The sequence below is a fragment of the Kitasatospora sp. NPDC087315 genome, assembly GCF_044744345.1.
Classification (GTDB): Bacteria; Actinomycetota; Actinomycetes; order Streptomycetales; family Streptomycetaceae; genus Kitasatospora.
Genome location: NZ_JBIUYD010000003.1, coordinates 285,309 through 299,214, shown reverse-complemented (window position 1 = coordinate 299,214; position 13,906 = coordinate 285,309). Strand labels below are relative to the sequence as shown.

Annotated in this window: 15 protein-coding genes; 7 read left to right on the top strand and 8 right to left on the bottom strand. The window is 74.5% G+C overall.

The window, feature by feature from the left end; translation table 11 throughout:
• Positions 1 to 48 precede the first annotated feature (48 nt).
• From ACIO5D_RS06360 to ACIO5D_RS06350, 3 genes are all read left to right on the top strand, one after another.
• Positions 49 to 1,560 carry an ATP-binding protein gene (locus ACIO5D_RS06360; protein WP_400653175.1) on the top strand — a complete coding sequence of 504 codons (1,512 nt, stop codon included), beginning with the start codon at positions 49 to 51 and terminating at the stop codon, positions 1,558 to 1,560.
• Complete coding sequence (locus tag ACIO5D_RS06355) at positions 1,557 to 1,913, top strand: hypothetical protein (RefSeq protein WP_400794047.1); 357 nt, start codon at positions 1,557 to 1,559, stop codon at positions 1,911 to 1,913. Before ACIO5D_RS06360 ends, ACIO5D_RS06355 begins: the two co-directional genes overlap by 4 nt.
• 133 nt (positions 1,914 to 2,046) lie before the next feature.
• Complete coding sequence (locus ACIO5D_RS06350; protein ID WP_400756115.1) at positions 2,047 to 2,601, top strand: VanZ family protein; 555 nt, start codon at positions 2,047 to 2,049, stop codon at positions 2,599 to 2,601.
• A 34-nt stretch (positions 2,602 to 2,635) separates the two neighbouring features.
• Here ACIO5D_RS06350 and ACIO5D_RS06345 read toward each other — a convergent pair whose 3' ends face one another.
• The 5 genes from ACIO5D_RS06345 to ACIO5D_RS06325 all read right to left on the bottom strand — a co-directional run bounded on the left by ACIO5D_RS06345 (position 2,636) and on the right by ACIO5D_RS06325 (position 7,647).
• Positions 2,636 to 3,295 (bottom strand): PhzF family phenazine biosynthesis protein, encoded by a 660-nt coding sequence (locus ACIO5D_RS06345; RefSeq protein WP_400653170.1) that lies wholly within the window; start codon positions 3,293 to 3,295, stop codon positions 2,636 to 2,638.
• Between the two features lie 121 nt (positions 3,296 to 3,416).
• Positions 3,417 to 4,868: a hypothetical protein gene (locus ACIO5D_RS06340; RefSeq protein WP_363605634.1), complete on the bottom strand. Its 1,452-nt coding sequence runs from the start codon at positions 4,866 to 4,868 to the stop codon at positions 3,417 to 3,419.
• Positions 4,869 to 5,153: 285 nt separating this feature from the next.
• On the bottom strand, positions 5,154 to 6,263 hold the full coding sequence (locus tag ACIO5D_RS06335; RefSeq protein WP_400756119.1) for a hypothetical protein: 1,110 nt from the start codon (positions 6,261 to 6,263) through the stop codon (positions 5,154 to 5,156).
• Positions 6,260 to 7,228 (bottom strand): ABC transporter ATP-binding protein, encoded by a 969-nt coding sequence (locus ACIO5D_RS06330; protein WP_400794046.1) that lies wholly within the window; start codon positions 7,226 to 7,228, stop codon positions 6,260 to 6,262. Before ACIO5D_RS06330 ends, ACIO5D_RS06335 begins: the two co-directional genes overlap by 4 nt.
• Positions 7,225 to 7,647, bottom strand: coding sequence for a GntR family transcriptional regulator (locus ACIO5D_RS06325; RefSeq protein WP_363605631.1), 423 nt, complete (start codon positions 7,645 to 7,647; stop codon positions 7,225 to 7,227). Before ACIO5D_RS06325 ends, ACIO5D_RS06330 begins: the two co-directional genes overlap by 4 nt.
• A gap of 405 nt (positions 7,648 to 8,052) precedes the next feature.
• On the opposite strand from ACIO5D_RS06325, the gene ACIO5D_RS06320 reads away from it, so the two are divergent.
• The 3 genes from ACIO5D_RS06320 to ACIO5D_RS06310 all read left to right on the top strand — a co-directional run bounded on the left by ACIO5D_RS06320 (position 8,053) and on the right by ACIO5D_RS06310 (position 9,585).
• Positions 8,053 to 8,541: a SigE family RNA polymerase sigma factor gene (locus tag ACIO5D_RS06320; protein WP_400653314.1), complete on the top strand. Its 489-nt coding sequence runs from the start codon at positions 8,053 to 8,055 to the stop codon at positions 8,539 to 8,541.
• Positions 8,541 to 9,119, top strand: a complete 579-nt coding sequence (locus ACIO5D_RS06315; protein ID WP_400794045.1) for a PASTA domain-containing protein — start codon at positions 8,541 to 8,543, stop codon at positions 9,117 to 9,119. Before ACIO5D_RS06320 ends, ACIO5D_RS06315 begins: the two co-directional genes overlap by 1 nt.
• A gap of 283 nt (positions 9,120 to 9,402) precedes the next feature.
• Complete coding sequence (locus ACIO5D_RS06310; protein ID WP_363605627.1) at positions 9,403 to 9,585, top strand: PspC domain-containing protein; 183 nt, start codon at positions 9,403 to 9,405, stop codon at positions 9,583 to 9,585.
• 101 nt (positions 9,586 to 9,686) lie between these two features.
• Here the strand turns inward: ACIO5D_RS06310 and ACIO5D_RS06305 are convergent, their stop codons facing one another.
• The 3 genes from ACIO5D_RS06305 to ACIO5D_RS06295 all read right to left on the bottom strand — a co-directional run bounded on the left by ACIO5D_RS06305 (position 9,687) and on the right by ACIO5D_RS06295 (position 12,538).
• Positions 9,687 to 10,046: an ATP-binding protein gene (locus ACIO5D_RS06305; RefSeq protein ID WP_363605625.1), complete on the bottom strand. Its 360-nt coding sequence runs from the start codon at positions 10,044 to 10,046 to the stop codon at positions 9,687 to 9,689.
• A 204-nt stretch (positions 10,047 to 10,250) separates the two neighbouring features.
• On the bottom strand, positions 10,251 to 11,399 hold the full coding sequence (locus tag ACIO5D_RS06300) for an adenosine deaminase (protein WP_363605624.1): 1,149 nt from the start codon (positions 11,397 to 11,399) through the stop codon (positions 10,251 to 10,253).
• 119 nt (positions 11,400 to 11,518) lie between these two features.
• A complete protein-coding gene (locus ACIO5D_RS06295; RefSeq protein WP_400794044.1) occupies positions 11,519 to 12,538 on the bottom strand; it encodes a LysR family transcriptional regulator in 1,020 nt (339 codons plus the stop codon).
• A gap of 58 nt (positions 12,539 to 12,596) precedes the next feature.
• Here ACIO5D_RS06295 and ACIO5D_RS06290 point away from each other — a divergent pair, with 58 nt between their 5' ends.
• Positions 12,597 to 13,901, top strand: coding sequence for an MFS transporter (locus tag ACIO5D_RS06290; protein WP_400794043.1), 1,305 nt, complete (start codon positions 12,597 to 12,599; stop codon positions 13,899 to 13,901).
• The last annotated feature ends 5 nt before the right edge of the window (positions 13,902 to 13,906 follow it).

The following is a 13,906-nucleotide window of genomic DNA, read 5'->3' as shown; positions in this document are numbered from 1 at the left end:
CGCTCCTGACCCCCGCCGCTCCTGACACCCGTACGACGACAGGCTCACGTGACTGACCATCAGACGACGACCCGACGGTTCTCCTCGGGCCCGTGGCGACGGCTGCGCTCCCTGCGGGTGCGGCTGATCGCGGTGTTCGCCGCGGTCGCGCTGCTCACCGCCGTCTCGGCCTCCGGCATCGCGTACTGGCTGAACCGTGACGCGGTGCTCAAGCGCGCCCAGGACACCGCGCTCAACGACTTCCGGGTCTCGCTCAGCCGCAACGTCTCCGACCTGCCGCTGAACGCCACCTGCGCGGACCTGACCCAGCTCGCCAACACCGTCGCCAGCTCCGGCCTCAGCTACGACGTGGTCGTCGCCGACCCGGCCCGCCCCGGCTGCGTCGCCTCCTCCTCCCCCGGGCGCTACACGCTCGCCGAGGTCCCGGGCAACCTGCAGGACACCGTCGGCCGCCTGCGCCAGGTCACCGACAGCAACCCGTACGCCTACCACCTCTACTGGCAGCGCCAGAACCTGGACGGCCGGCCGTTCCTGATCGGCGGCACCAAGGTGGTGCCGACCGGCCCGACCGCGTACATGTTCAAGTCGCTGGAGAACGAACGGGCCGATCTCAACACCCTCGGCTGGTCGCTCGCCATCGCCACCCTGCTCGCCCTGATCGGCTCGGCCCTGCTCGCCCAGGCGGCGTCCGCGACCGTGCTGCGGCCGGTCAAGCGGCTCGGCGAGGCGGCCCGGCGGCTCGGTGAGGGCCACCTGGACACCCGGCTGGAGGTCGAGGGCTCGGACGAACTGGCCGATCTGGCCCGGACCTTCAACCGCACCGCCGCGTCCCTGCACGAGCAGGTCGAGGAGCTGAGCGCGCGCGAGGCGCAGAGCCGGCGGTTCGTCGCCGACATGTCGCACGAGCTGCGCACCCCGCTGACGGCGATGACGGCCGTGACGGACATCCTGGAGGACGAGGCCGAGTCGCTGGACCCGATGATCGAACCGGCCGTCCGGCTGGTGGTCAGCGAGACCCGCCGGCTCTCCGACCTGGTGGAGAACCTGATGGAGGTGACCCGCTTCGACGCCGGTACGGCGAAGCTGGTCGCCGACGAGGTCGACATCGCCGACCTGATCATGTCCTGCATCGACGGCCGGGCCTGGTACGACGCGGTCGAACTGGACGCCCCGCGCGGCGTCCTGGCCGTGGTGGACCCGCGCCGGCTGGACGTCGTCTTCGCCAACCTGATCGGCAACGCGCTCAAGCACGGCGGCTCGCCGGTGCGGGTCAAGGTGCGGGAGGCGGACGGCGCGGTGGTCGTCGAGGTGTCCGACAGCGGCCCGGGGATCCCGGAGGACGTGCTGCCGCACGTCTTCGACCGCTTCTACAAGGCGGACAAGGGGCGGGCGCGTTCGGAGGGCAGCGGGCTGGGCCTGTCGATCGCGATGGCCAACGCGCAGATCCACGGGGGGACGATCACGGCGGCCAACGGGGAGGCCGGGGCGGTCTTCACCCTGACGCTGCCGCTGACCCAGCCGCCCACGCCACCGGCCGCCGCCGAGGAGAGTGCCACGTGACCGCCCTGACCGCCCTGACCACCCCGGTCTCCCGGCCGGCCCTCCGCCGCGCCGTGGGCGTGCTCTTCCTGGCCGCCCTCGCCGCCGGCTGCGGCATCCGCCCGACCGCCGTCCCGGTGGACGCGGGCGCCCCCGCCAGCCGTACCGCCTGCCCGACCACGCCGCACATACCGACCGCCCTGGCCACGCCCTCGCCGGCCGGCCCGACGGTGGTACCGCCGCGCACCGCGGCGAAGCCGGGCGTGAGCCCGTCGCCGACGTCCGCGACGGCCTCACCGGTGCTGCCGCCGTCCGACAACGTGTTCAGCGCGCTGCCCACGCCGTCGGCGCCCACGTCCGCACCCTGCCGGTGATCCGCCCGGCGCGTCCCCGGCCCTGGGGAGCGCCGAGAGGATCACAGTGGACCCGGGAACCGCCGTGCCACCGGGTCACGTCCTTCCCCGCGTGCAGCGAGATGGCACCAGGACACGCGACGAGCGTTCCGGCGTGCGGACCGAGACCGGGCCGGCGGCGGCCGTCCACCGTCCCCTCCAGCTGGCGGGCCTCCTCGGCCTCACCCTCCACCTGACCCTGGTCGGCTGGCTGTTGCTGAGACCCCTGCCGGTGGCCTGGGTCTACGACGCCAACCTGACGCCGCTGGCCTCGCTCCGCTTCTCCTCCGCCGGGCAGGTGCTCGGCGAACTGCTCCTGCTGGCCCCGCTGGGCGTCCTCCTCCCGCTGGCCGGCGGCCGCGTCCGGGCCCGCTGGGTCCCGTCCTTCCTCCGCACCACCGGCGCCTCCGCGCTGCTGGCCACCGCGCTGGAGTTCCTCTCCTCCTGGACCCCGGGGCACGTCCTCGACGTCGACCACATCCTGTTCGCGATCGTCGGCGTCGCCGCCACCCACCTGGCCCTGGTGCCCGCCGCGCGCTCGCTTCTGCTGCGGGCCCGGCACCGGCCCCGCGCGGCCCGGGCGGTCACCCTGCCGGTCCCGGTTCCCACGGCAGTCGTGGCGCCGGCCGTGGCACCGGTGTACGCGGAGTCGGCGCGCCGCCTCGACTGAGGCGGCGCGGCCGAGGCGTCTTCGCCGAGGGCCCTTAAGGCTTGTCTGACAATTCCCGCCGCCGGACCCGGCCGCCGACCTCGACCAGGCCGCCGGGCCGGACCGCCGTGACCAGCTGCGAGCCCCGGCCCTGGGTGATCACCAGGTCCCGGTCGAGACCCGCGGTGAGGAGGAGGGCGGCGGCGCCCGTCGCCTCGTCCTCGTCGATGCCGTCGCCCCGGCCCGGGAAGGCCCGCGCCCGCACCCGGCCCGCCGGTTCGTCCTGCCAGGCCCAGGCGTAGATCCACTCGCCGGGCGGCGGCACCTCCAGGGCGTCCACCTCGGCCGCCGAGGCGTACTGCCGCAGCGTGCGCGGCGGCGCCCACGCGGCGCGGGCCCCGATCCGGGTGAACCCGCCGTCCCGCCGGACGGCCACCACCCCGGCGGGGGTGACCAGCCGGTCCACGCCGAGCAGCCAGGCGGCGCCCACGCAGGGGTGGCCGGCGAACGGGAGGCGGAGCGTGGGCGTGTAGATGTCGATGACGCCACGCTCCGGGTCGTCGACGAACACCGTCTCGCTGAAGCCCAGTTCACGGGCGAACGCCTGCCGGGCGGCCACGTCCGGCACCGCACCGCCGTCCCGGACCACCCCGAGTTGGTTCCCGTGCTCGCCGCCCGGTCCGCAGAACACCCGCAGGACCTCGTACCCGGTCATCCGCTCCACCCCGTCCGGGCCCGCCGCCCGTCGTCGCCTCGGTGCACGGGCGACCGCCGCGACCCCGGCCGGGCCGCCCCGGCACCGCCGACAGTACCTCCGGCCGACGATGCCGGGACCGTCAGCGTCCGGACGGCCGCGCGCCCCGGCGCCGGTGCAGGGTGACGGCAATGGTGCCCAGGCCCAGGACGATCGCGGCGGCGCCACCGATCGCCATCGGCCCGGTGTCGGAACCGCCGCCGGTGGACGCCAGCGTGCTGGTCGGGGCCGGCACCGGAGCCGGCCCCGGGGCCGCCGGCCGGACCGGTTCCTGGCCGGACGCCTGGCCGGACGTCTGACCGGGCGCCTGGCCGGTGGCCTGCGAGACCGGGACGACCCGGGCGGTGGACGGCGACGCCGAGTCCGCCGGACCGCTCGCGGCCGGGCCGGTGGCCCGGGTGGACGGAGCCTCCGGCGACGGCGGGCCCGACGGCGTACCGGCCCCGCCCGGAGCGACGACGGCGAAGCCGGCCGCCGGGCCGGCCGCCCGGATCTCCTTCCCGCCCGGGGTGAGCGGGAGGCTGGAACCCGTGAACAGCACCGATCCGGTACCGACCGGGGCGGCCGCGGTGAAGGACAGCCGGACGTTGACCGTGCGGGCCTCACCGTCGTGCAGGTTGATGATGGTGCTCTCCTTGCTGTCCGCCCGGAGCATCAGCTGCAATTGGCCCGGCTCCTGCTGCGCGTAGCCGGTGGCGGGCAGCCAGACGCCCTCGGGCGTCTGGAAGTCGAGGTGGACCAGCTCGCTGGTGAGCGTGTTCCGCCCCTGGAAGGTGACCTCGGGGTAGAACCGGATGTCCCTGCCGCTGTGGTTGGCGATCGTCAGCCTGAACGGCTTCGCGTCGCCACCGGCGGTGAAGGCGGCGGGCAGCCCGTCGACGCCGAGGTCCGGCAGCGCGGGTGCGGGTGGGGTGGTCGGACCGCCGGCCGGAACGATGGTGAAGTCGTTGCCGAAGGGGCTGGCGGCGTAGAACACCCGCTGCTCCGGGGGCAGGGTGGGATCCAGGACCACGGCCTGGAAGAGGGCCGACGCCCGGCCGCCGTTGGCGTCGGCGGTGACGGCGAGGCGCAGCCGGTAGGTGAGCGAGGCGCCCGCCGGCAGGTGCAGCCGGCCGGCGGACGTGTCGAGCTCCCACGAGGCTCCGGCACCGGCACCGGCGCGGGACGGGGCGCTCTTCCACTGCGTGCTGCCGGGCACCTGGTACTCCAGCCTGAGCTGGGTCTCCTTGATCCCCGAGTTGCCGTCCGCGATGGTGAACCCGGTGTCGGCGGTGACCTCGTGGTCGGCGGAGTTCGTGAGGGTGGCGGTGAACTCGACCGGCGCCGCCCCGGCGGTGACACTGCCGGGGACGCCGGCCAGCCCGATCGTCACCGGCCCGTTCCGGCCCTGGGTGTCCTGGGTGTCCTGAGTGGACTGGCCGGACTGGACGGAGAGCGGGAGTGCGGACGCCCCCGGGGCCGAAGCCAGGACCGTACCGGAGACCAGGGCGGCCGCGGCGGCGAGGACGAGGACTCTGCGGTGCTGAGTGCGCATTGGAACCTCACGGAAGGATGCGGGCCTGGCCCGGCAGAAGGCGGTACACGGGCATGAGGGCCGCTGCGGGCCTTGCCCGTACCGTTCTTTCGCCCCCCAACCCCAGCGATCGCGGCATCATATCCGAACACCTGCACGACCTGCAGAGCATTAGTCCCGCAGCCGATCCACGCCGGCCGCAAAAGTCGCAGCCGCACCAGGCCGGCTGACGCGGCCGCCCGGCCCGTCCGTTCCGCCGGCCGGCGGAACGGACGGGCCACCGGGGCGCGTGGGCCCCGGCACCGTTCAGCGCACGCGGCGGATCCAGAACGCGCAGAAGAGGACCAGCAGGGCGGTGACGGCGAGACAGACACCGGTCTGGGTCCAGTGCATCGCCCATTCGGCGGCCGGCGGGTGGTAGGTGGCGTAGGCCTGGACGATGGTGTCCTGATGCGCCGAGCACTCGTCGGTCGGGCACACCCCGGTGCCGTCCGGCATCCGCGAGAGCCAGTCGCCGGGCAGCGGGATCCGCTGACCGTCCGAGGTGAGCAGGCCGTTCTCCACGATGTCCGATTCGATCGGCGTACTGGTCGGCAGATGACTGCTGGAGAAGACGAGCTGATGATCGGCCGGCAGCGCGGCCATCCGGATGTCGGCCACCGCCTCGCGCGCCGGCGTCAGGAGGTAGCGGGACGCGTCCACCGCCACCCGCACGACGGCGGTGAGGGCGGCCGTGACGACGATCGAGGCGACCACCCGCCGCACGACCAGGCCGACCGCGGCTCCCAGCGCGACTCCGAGCAGGCTGAACCCGACCACGGAGGGGCCCGAGGTCGCCCGGCTCAGCCAGGTGAACCAGTGGTAGTAGCCGGGCACGGCGAAGCGCCCCTGGATCTGGCCGACCCACCAGGTGGAGACCACGGCGAGCAGGCACGATCCCACCAGGGTCGCGACCAGCGGGACACCCAGGCGAGCCGCCAGCCACCGCTGCCGTGACACGGACTGGGTCCAGGCGAGGCCGTACGTCCCGCTCTCGAACTCCCGTGCCAGCAGGGGCGCCGCGACGAAGAGACCGAGCGCGGGCGGCAGGGCCACCAGGAACCAGCCGGTGATCAGCACCCAGGTCAGCCACCGGGTGTCGAGTTCGATGGCCCGGGAGGTGACCTGCTCGCACTCGGCCGGGAAGTGGACGACGTTGCAGTTCTGGATGTGCTGGGTGTCGACGTAGTCGCCGATCCGCGTACCGAGGAAGAGCAGCCAGGCGCAGACCGCCAGCAGCACGACGCCGCACACGAGGAGCGGGGTGCGCTCCTGGCGGACGCTCAGCCAGACGGTGCCGCGCAGGATCCTCCGCCCGGCGGCCGGCGGCGGCGGAGACAGGGACGGCGGCGGGGATGCCAGGTCGGTCGTACTCATCGCGCACTCACCTCGCGTACTGCGGCCGGGCCGGCGACGGGCCCGGGCACGGATGCGGCCGGGGCGCCGGGCGCCGGGGTACGCAGATAGCCGATCAGGATGTCCTCCAGGCCCGGCCGGCTGACGTCCCACCGGGGGTCCACGGGGCCGGCGGGCTTCAGCAGCGCGGTCGCCTGCCGCCCGGTCCGGCGCAGTTCCACGATGTCGTGCCGGGCCAGGTCGGCCGGCAGACCGTCGCCCTCGTCGACGCCGACGGCGAGACGGTGGCTGTCCAGCAGGTCCTCGACGTCGCCGGTGACCCTGATCCGCCCGTCCTGGAGCACGGTGACGTGATCGCACACCCCGTTCAGTTCGGCGAGGACGTGGGAGGAGATCAGGATGGTGGTGCCGTGCTCGGCCGCCTCGGCCATCAGGATGCCGGTGAGCTCCTGGCGGGCCACGGGATCGACGTCGGCGAGCGGTTCGTCGAGCATCAGCAGGTCCGGCCGCTTGCCCAGGACGAGCGCGAGGGCGACCCTGGTCCGCTGGCCGGCGGTGAGGGTGCCCACCCTGGCGTCCGGTGGGAGGCCCCCGTGGCGCACGATCCGCTCCGCGGTCTCCTGGCTCCAGCCCGGGTTGAGCTCCCGGCCCGCCCGCAGCGCCTCGGCGACGGTCAGCCTCGGGTAGAGGGGCTTGTCCTGCCGGAGGTACGCGGTGCGCCGGATGGTCCCGGGCTCGCGCGGGCCGCCGCCGAAGACCGCGACGGAGCCCTCCGTCGGCGCCAGCAGACCTGCGGCGACCGCCATCAGCGTGCTCTTGCCCGCGCCGTTCGGGCCGACCAGGGCGGAGATCCGGCCGGCCGGGAGCCGGAACTCGCAGCCGCGCAGGGCCCAGGATCTGCGGTACTTGAGCCCGAGCCCGACGGTCTCCAGCGCGGGCGACTGCCCGGCCGGTCGGTGGTGCGGGACAGGTTCGGGGTGGTTCACCCGGGCTCCTCGGAGGCCTCGACAGTGGTGGGGTAGGCCCGGTCCAGGGCGGTGTCGACCAGCGCGGTGACGTCTTCGCGTTCCAGACCGGCCGCACGGGCACGTGCAATCCATCCGGCCAGCTCGGCGTGGAGGGCGGAGTCCTCGGCGGCCTGCGGTTTCGCAAGCGTCCGCCGGACGAACGTCCCCACGCCCCGACGGCTGTCGACCAGACCCTCGCGTTCGAGCTCCCGGTAGGCCTTGAGCACCGTGTTGGGGTTGATCGCCGTGGCCGCCACCACCTCTCGGGCGGTGGGCAGTTGGTCGCCCGGGCGCAGCACGCCGAGCCTCAGCGCCCGCTTGGTCTGCTCGATGATCTGCAGGTACGGCGAGAGCCCGCTGCGCCGGTCGATGAGGTATTCAACGATGGCATCCACCATTTCACTAGTTGTCCAGCCGAATCCCACCCCCGGCTGTGACTGCCCATCAAGCCGCCTCCTGGCAGGCAGGATTGATGATAACCACCATTCCACTAGTTATCTAGTGGAATGGTGGTCTGATGATCGGCAACCGGCCGGGCGGGCGCCTGGGTCCGGCTGCCGCCTGGCGAGGCAGGCCGGCACCGCCCTGCCGCCCGTCGTGCCGGCCCCGACCGCGCAGCACGCGACTCCCTCGGTGTGACCCCCGCCACTTCCGCATGGCCCGTGCAGCGAACCGGCCCCGGCCGCCGTCAGGAAGGCAGACACCCACACCGAGGAGACGGACCAGCACATGAGCAGCAGCAACCCGGCGGGCGGCCGAAGGTGAGGCTCGGCCGGCGCTCCGGCGCTCGCGGCACCCCGCCGATCGACTTCGCCGCGTTCGTGCAGCAGCGCTCCGGCGCCCTGTTCCGGACGGCCTACCTCCTGACCGGCAACCGCGAGCTCGCCGAGGACCTGCTCCAGGAGGCCCTGGAGAAGGCCTGCCGGCACTGGAAGCGCGTCGCGGTCGCCGACTCCCCGGAGGCGTACGTCCGTCGGATCGTCGTCAACCTCGCCAACGACCGCTGGCGCAGGCTGAGCCGGGCGGGCGTCCGCACCGAGGCGGTCCCCGAGGACCTCCCCGCCCCGGGCGACGCCTACCGCACGGTCGAACTGCGCGACGAACTCGTCCGGGCCCTGCACGCCCTCCCGATCGGCATGCGCAGCGTCGTCGTCCTCTCCTATCTGCACGACCTGGACGACCGTCAGATCGCCGACGTCCTGAACATCTCGCCCGGCACCGTCCGCTCCCAACTCGCCCGCGGGCTGGCCAGACTCCGCACCGCCGCCCTCCCCGCCCACGAAGGTGCGTGATGACGACCGACCACGACCCCACCCTCGACCCCCATCTCGGAAGGGCCCTCCGCCAGGCCATGAACAGCTACGCCGACTCCGCGCCCGCCCCCGCCTTCGACGCCCCCGCCATCCTCCGCCGCACCCGCCGCCGACGCGGCCTCCTCGCCACCGCGGCCTCGGCGGCGGCCGTCGCCGTCGTCGCCACCGGCGCGTTCCTTCTCCAGAGCCCGCCGTCCGGGCCCCGGACGCCGCTCACCCCGGCCGCCCCCGTCTCGCCACCGGTCGGTTCGGGCACCCCGTCCCCCTCCCTCGGCTCCGGCACCCCCTCGCCCGTCTCCTCCCCCGGCTACGGAGAGCCCTCGCCAGGGCCCACCCCTTCGCCCGACGCGGCCCGGATCACCGTCCCCGACGTCGTGGGTCGCTCCCAGGCCTCCGCCGAGCAGGCCCTCGCCGCGGCCGGACTCCGGGTCGAGACCCACCTCTTCACCGACTGGAAGGTCCCCGCCGGCAGCGTCATCAACACCCAGCCCGCCGCCGGCGCCCTCCTCCCCCCGGACGCCACCGTCACCGTCTTCGTCTCCAAGGGCAGGCCCTGATCCCGGGAGCGGGACGTCGTCCCGGCGGACTTCCCGCTCCCGACCGTTCCCGACCGAGGCCGGCCCGCTCCCGAACCGCCCGGGGCGGGCCGGCCGCGGTCCGGTCACGCCCGCCCTCCGGGGCGACCCCGAGGGGAACCCCGAGACGCCGCTACGCCTCCTCGACGAGACGCCCCGCGCCCGGATCGGCTTGCGGGGTGAGGCTTCGGCGACCGGCGCGACGGAGCATGGAGATACGCCCACCGGAGAGGCCGGCACCGGGCGCGACACCACGGAGCACGCCATGAGCCGCCTCGCCCGCCCCCGCCACAACCGCGTCATCGCCGGCGTCTGCGCCGGGATCGCCGAGCGCTTCGGCCTGACGCCGTGGACCGTCCGACTGATCTTCCTGGCCTCCTGCCTGCTGCCCGGGCCGCAGTTCCTGATCTACCTGGCGCTCTGGGTGCTCCTCCCCCAGGAGCCGTGAGTCACGAGCCCCGCACCGCAGGGGCACGCCGCGAGCAGCCGACGGGCCGCCCGCACCCGGGGTCTCCGGGGCGGACGGCCCGTCGTGGTGCCGGCGCTGGGTCAGCCGGTCAGGCCCGGCAGCGGGAGGGTCTGGGCCAGCCCGCCGAGCGGGGTCTTGTCGAGGCCCGGGATGCTGGGCACGGCGGCGCGGTCGGTGACGCCGGAGAGCGGGGCGGCGGCCGGCAGGGCCTGGCCGGCGGTCGGGGCGAGGGTCCCGAGGGTGCCGGCGACCTTGTCGGCGCCCGGCAGCTTGGCGGCGGTGTCGACGACGGCGCCGGTCACCGCGGGGTTGGTCACCGCCCCGGTGGGGAGCCCGAGGCCACCGGCGGCGACGGAGTCGGCGGACGCGCTGCCGGCGCCGACCGCAGCGATGGCGATACCGAGCACGGCGGTGCCGGCGGCCTTGAGAGCCTGCTTCATGAGTTCGTCCTTGGGTCCTCGTCGGTGGCCGACGTCCGGGCACAGCGGCTCACCGCCGCCACAACCTGTCAGCAGTGACTGGCACACCGTAGTGACTGGACCGGACCAGGACCAAAGGGAGTTAACCCGCCGGAGTGGATAGTCAGATGAACGCCAACACCCTTGCCGCAGTGCGGCGTTCATCCGGCCACCCGTCGGCGGCGCTCAGGCGCCGACGCTGAACAGCCACTCCGCCTTGAGCTCGGCGTAGCCCGGCTTGATCACGTCGCTGATCATCGCCAGCCGCTCGTCGAACGGCAGGAACGCCGACTTCATCGCGTTCACCGTGAACCACTCCAGGTCGCCCAGCGTGTAGCCGAACGCCTCCACCAGGTGCCCGAACTCACGGCTCATGCTGGTGCCGCTCATCAGCCGGTTGTCGGTGTTGACGGTGACCCGGAACTTCAGCCGGCTGAGCAGCCCGATCGGGTGCTCGGCGTACGAAGCCGCCGCCGCCGTCTGGAGGTTGGAGGTCGGGCACATCTCCAGCGGGATCCGCTTGTCGCGCACGTACGCGGCCAGCCGGCCGAGCTCGACGCGGCCGTCCTCGTGCACGGTGATGTCGTCGACGATCCGCACGCCGTGGCCGAGCCGGTCGGCGCCGCAGCACTGCAGGGCCTCCCAGATCGACGGCAGGCCGAAGGCCTCGCCCGCGTGGATGGTGAAGTGGTTGTTCTCGCCCTTGAGGTAGTCGAAGGCGGCCTGGTGGCGGGTCGGCGGGTGGCCGGCCTCGGCACCGGCGATGTCGAAGCCGACCACGCCCTGGTCGCGGTAGCGGTTGGCCAGCTCGGCGATCTCGGTGGAGCGGGCGGCGTGGCGCATCGCGGTCAGCAGGGTGCCGACCCGGATGCGGTGGCCGGCCGCGCGGGCGCTGGCCTCGCCGAGTCGGAAGCCCTCGTTGACGGCCTGGACGACCTCGTCCAGGGTCAGGCCGGCCTCCAGGTGCTGCTCGGGGGCGTAGCGGACCTCGGCGTAGACGACGCCGTCCGCGGCGAGGTCCTCGGCGCAGTCGGCGGCCACCTTGATCAGCGCCTCGCGGGTCTGCATCACGGCGCAGGTGTGCGCGAAGGTCTCCAGGTAGCGGACCAGCGAACCGGAGTCGGCGGCCTCGCGGAACCAGACGCCGAGTTCGGCCGGGTCGGTGGTCGGGAGCCCGTCGTAGCCGCAGGCGGCGGCCAGCTCGACGATGGTCTCCGGGCGCAGCCCGCCGTCGAGGTGGTCGTGCAGGAGCACCTTCGGGGCGCGGGCGATCTGGTCGGGGGTGGGGATCCGGGGGCCAGTGCCCGCGGTGGTGACAGGGATCTGCTTCTCCATTGCGGGAGTGTAGCCCCTACGCGCGTAGACCGACTACCGCCCACACGTCCGAATCGGCCAATGCGCACCGGGAATTCCACCGAAGGGGCGAGCCCCGGCACGTCGTGGACACCCCCGGTTCAGTCGTGCTGCAACAGCCTCCCCCGCCGCGACAGCACGAAGTCCCGGAACGCCGCCACCGGCGGGGTGAGCGGCCGGCCCGCCGCCCAGGCCAGACCGATCGCCCGCCGGGTGCGCGGCGCCGTCACCTCCAGCTCCACCACCCCGGGCCGGGGCACCAGCGCGGGCGGCAGCAGCGCCACCCCGAGCCCGGCCGCGACCAGCCCGCGGAGCGTCTCCGCCTCCTCCCCCTCGAACGCGATCCGCGGCACGAACCCGGCCTCCGCGCAGAACCCGTCCGTGATCGCGCGCAGCCCGTACCCGCGCTCCAGCCCGACGAACGGCTCCTCGGCCACCTCGGCCAGCCGGATCCGGCGCCGCCCGGCCAGCCGGTGGTCGGCCGGGACGACCAGGTGCAGCCGCTGCTCGTCCAGCGGGCGGGTGACCAGCGCCGGGTCGTCCGGCAGCGGCGCGACCAGACAGAGGTCCAGCTCCCCGGCCCGCAGCCGCTCCAGCATCGCGCCGACGTAGTCCTGCACCAGCTGGAACCGCACCTGCGGGTGGGCCGCCCGGAACCCGCGCAGCAGCGCCGGCACCGCGTCCGTCCCCATGGTGTGCAGAAAGCCGAACGCCACCCGCCCGGCCGCCGGGTCCGCCTCGGCGCGGGCCGCCTCGGCGCCGCGCTCGACCTCCGCCAGCGCCCGCTCCACCGAGGCCAGCAGCAACCGCCCGGCCCTGGTCAGCCGGACGGTGCGGCCCTGACGGGCCAGCAGGTCGACGCCCAGCTCCTCCTCCAGCCGGGCCACCGCCCGCGACAGCGTCGGCTGCGGCATCCCCAGCAGCGCGGCCGCCTGCGTGACGTGCTCCAACCGGGCCACCGCCGCGAACTGGGCCAGCCGGGGCGCCAGTTGGACGGCCGGCAGCTCCGGCCCCAGCTCGGCGAGCCGGTGCGGCGGCTCGCCGCCCTCCGTACGGTCCGTGCCGTCCGTCACTCTTCCTCCACTCCGACCGCCGCCACCTCGGCTCATACCTGAACGCATTGATTATCGGCGGTTCATGCATTGGACGCATCAACGGCACAGGCCTAGGTTCGACGGTATGCAGCCCTCCGATACCGGGGCATCCGTGGCCACGCCGGATGCCCTCACCACGCCGTCCCCCGCCACCGCGGCCGACGACCGCCACCGCCCCGGCCAGCGCGCCTTCCGCCGCGCCAACCTCGCCCTGTTCGCCGCCGGGGTCGCGACCTTCGTCCTGCTCTACTCCACCCAGGGCCTGCTGCCGGTCCTCTCGGCCGACCTCGACATCACGCCCGGCCAGGCGAGCTGGACGGCCTCCGCCGCCACCCTCGGCCTCGCCCTCGCCCTGCTGCCGGCCAGCGCGCTGTCCGACCGGTACGGGCGCACCGCCGTGATGACGGCCTCCACCCTCGCCGCCTCCGCACTGGCGCTGGCCCTGCCGTTCGCGCCGGACCTCACCACCCTGGTCGTGCTGCGGGTCCTCCAGGGCGCCGCGCTCGCCGGGCTGCCGGCCACCGCGATGGCGTACCTCGCGGAGGAGGTCCACCCCAGCGCGCTGGCCTCCGCGATGGGTCTGTACGTGGCCGGCAACAGCATCGGCGGCATGGGCGGCCGGCTGCTCTCCGGCTGGACGGCCGCCGGCTTCGGCTGGCGCTGGGGCCTGGCCGCCTCCGCCGCCCTCGCGCTGCTGGCCGCGCTGGCCTTCCGGCTGCTGATCCCCGCCGCCCGGTACTTCACCCCGGCCCCGGTGGACGCCCGCGCGCTGGCCCGCACCGTCGGACGGCACCTGCGCAACCCGCTGCTGGTGCGGCTGTACGCGCTCGGGCTGCTGTTCATGGCCGTCTTCGGCGCGGTCTACAACACCGTCGGCTACCGGCTGATCTCCGCGCCGTTCCAGCTGCCGGAGTCGGTGGCCGCGTCGATCTTCGTGGTCTACCTGGTCGGCACCGGCACCTCGGCCGCCGCCGGCCGGCTCTCCGGCCGGCTCGGCCGGCGCGGTGCGCTGTACGTGTCGATCGGCGTGACCGCCGCCGGGCTGCTGCTCTCGCTGGCCGGCTCGCTGCTCTGCGCCCTGCTCGGCCTGGTCCTGATCACCGCCGGCTTCTTCGCGGGCCATGCGACCGCCTCCTCCGCCGTCGGCCGCACCGCCACCGAGGGCCGCGCCCAGGCCTCCGCGCTCTACCTGATCGCCTACTACCTGGGCAACAGCGTCGGCGGCACGATCGGCGCCGACGCCTACCACTCCACCGGCTGGCCCGGCGCCGCCGCCGTCGGCCTCACCGCGATGGCCCTCGCCGCCGCCGTCACCCTCTACGCCACCCGCCAGGCGCACACCGCCCGCCGCGCGCCCGACGGGCTGCCGGGAAGACTTTCCGCCCGGTAGACATT

Coding starts and splice junctions, on each gene's coding strand:
- ACIO5D_RS06290 (WP_400794043.1), top strand. CDS start 12,597: ATGCAGCCCTCCGATACCGGGGCATCCGTGGCCACGCCGGATGCCCTC.
- ACIO5D_RS06340 (WP_363605634.1), bottom strand. CDS start 4,868: ATGCGCACTCAGCACCGCAGAGTCCTCGTCCTCGCCGCCGCGGCCGCC.
- ACIO5D_RS06300 (WP_363605624.1), bottom strand. CDS start 11,399: ATGGAGAAGCAGATCCCTGTCACCACCGCGGGCACTGGCCCCCGGATC.
- ACIO5D_RS06310 (WP_363605627.1), top strand. CDS start 9,403: ATGAGCCGCCTCGCCCGCCCCCGCCACAACCGCGTCATCGCCGGCGTC.
- ACIO5D_RS06345 (WP_400653170.1), bottom strand. CDS start 3,295: ATGACCGGGTACGAGGTCCTGCGGGTGTTCTGCGGACCGGGCGGCGAG.
- ACIO5D_RS06335 (WP_400756119.1), bottom strand. CDS start 6,263: ATGAGTACGACCGACCTGGCATCCCCGCCGCCGTCCCTGTCTCCGCCG.
- ACIO5D_RS06305 (WP_363605625.1), bottom strand. CDS start 10,046: ATGAAGCAGGCTCTCAAGGCCGCCGGCACCGCCGTGCTCGGTATCGCC.
- ACIO5D_RS06295 (WP_400794044.1), bottom strand. CDS start 12,538: ATGCGTTCAGGTATGAGCCGAGGTGGCGGCGGTCGGAGTGGAGGAAGA.
- ACIO5D_RS06325 (WP_363605631.1), bottom strand. CDS start 7,647: ATGGTGGATGCCATCGTTGAATACCTCATCGACCGGCGCAGCGGGCTC.
- ACIO5D_RS06315 (WP_400794045.1), top strand. CDS start 8,541: ATGACGACCGACCACGACCCCACCCTCGACCCCCATCTCGGAAGGGCC.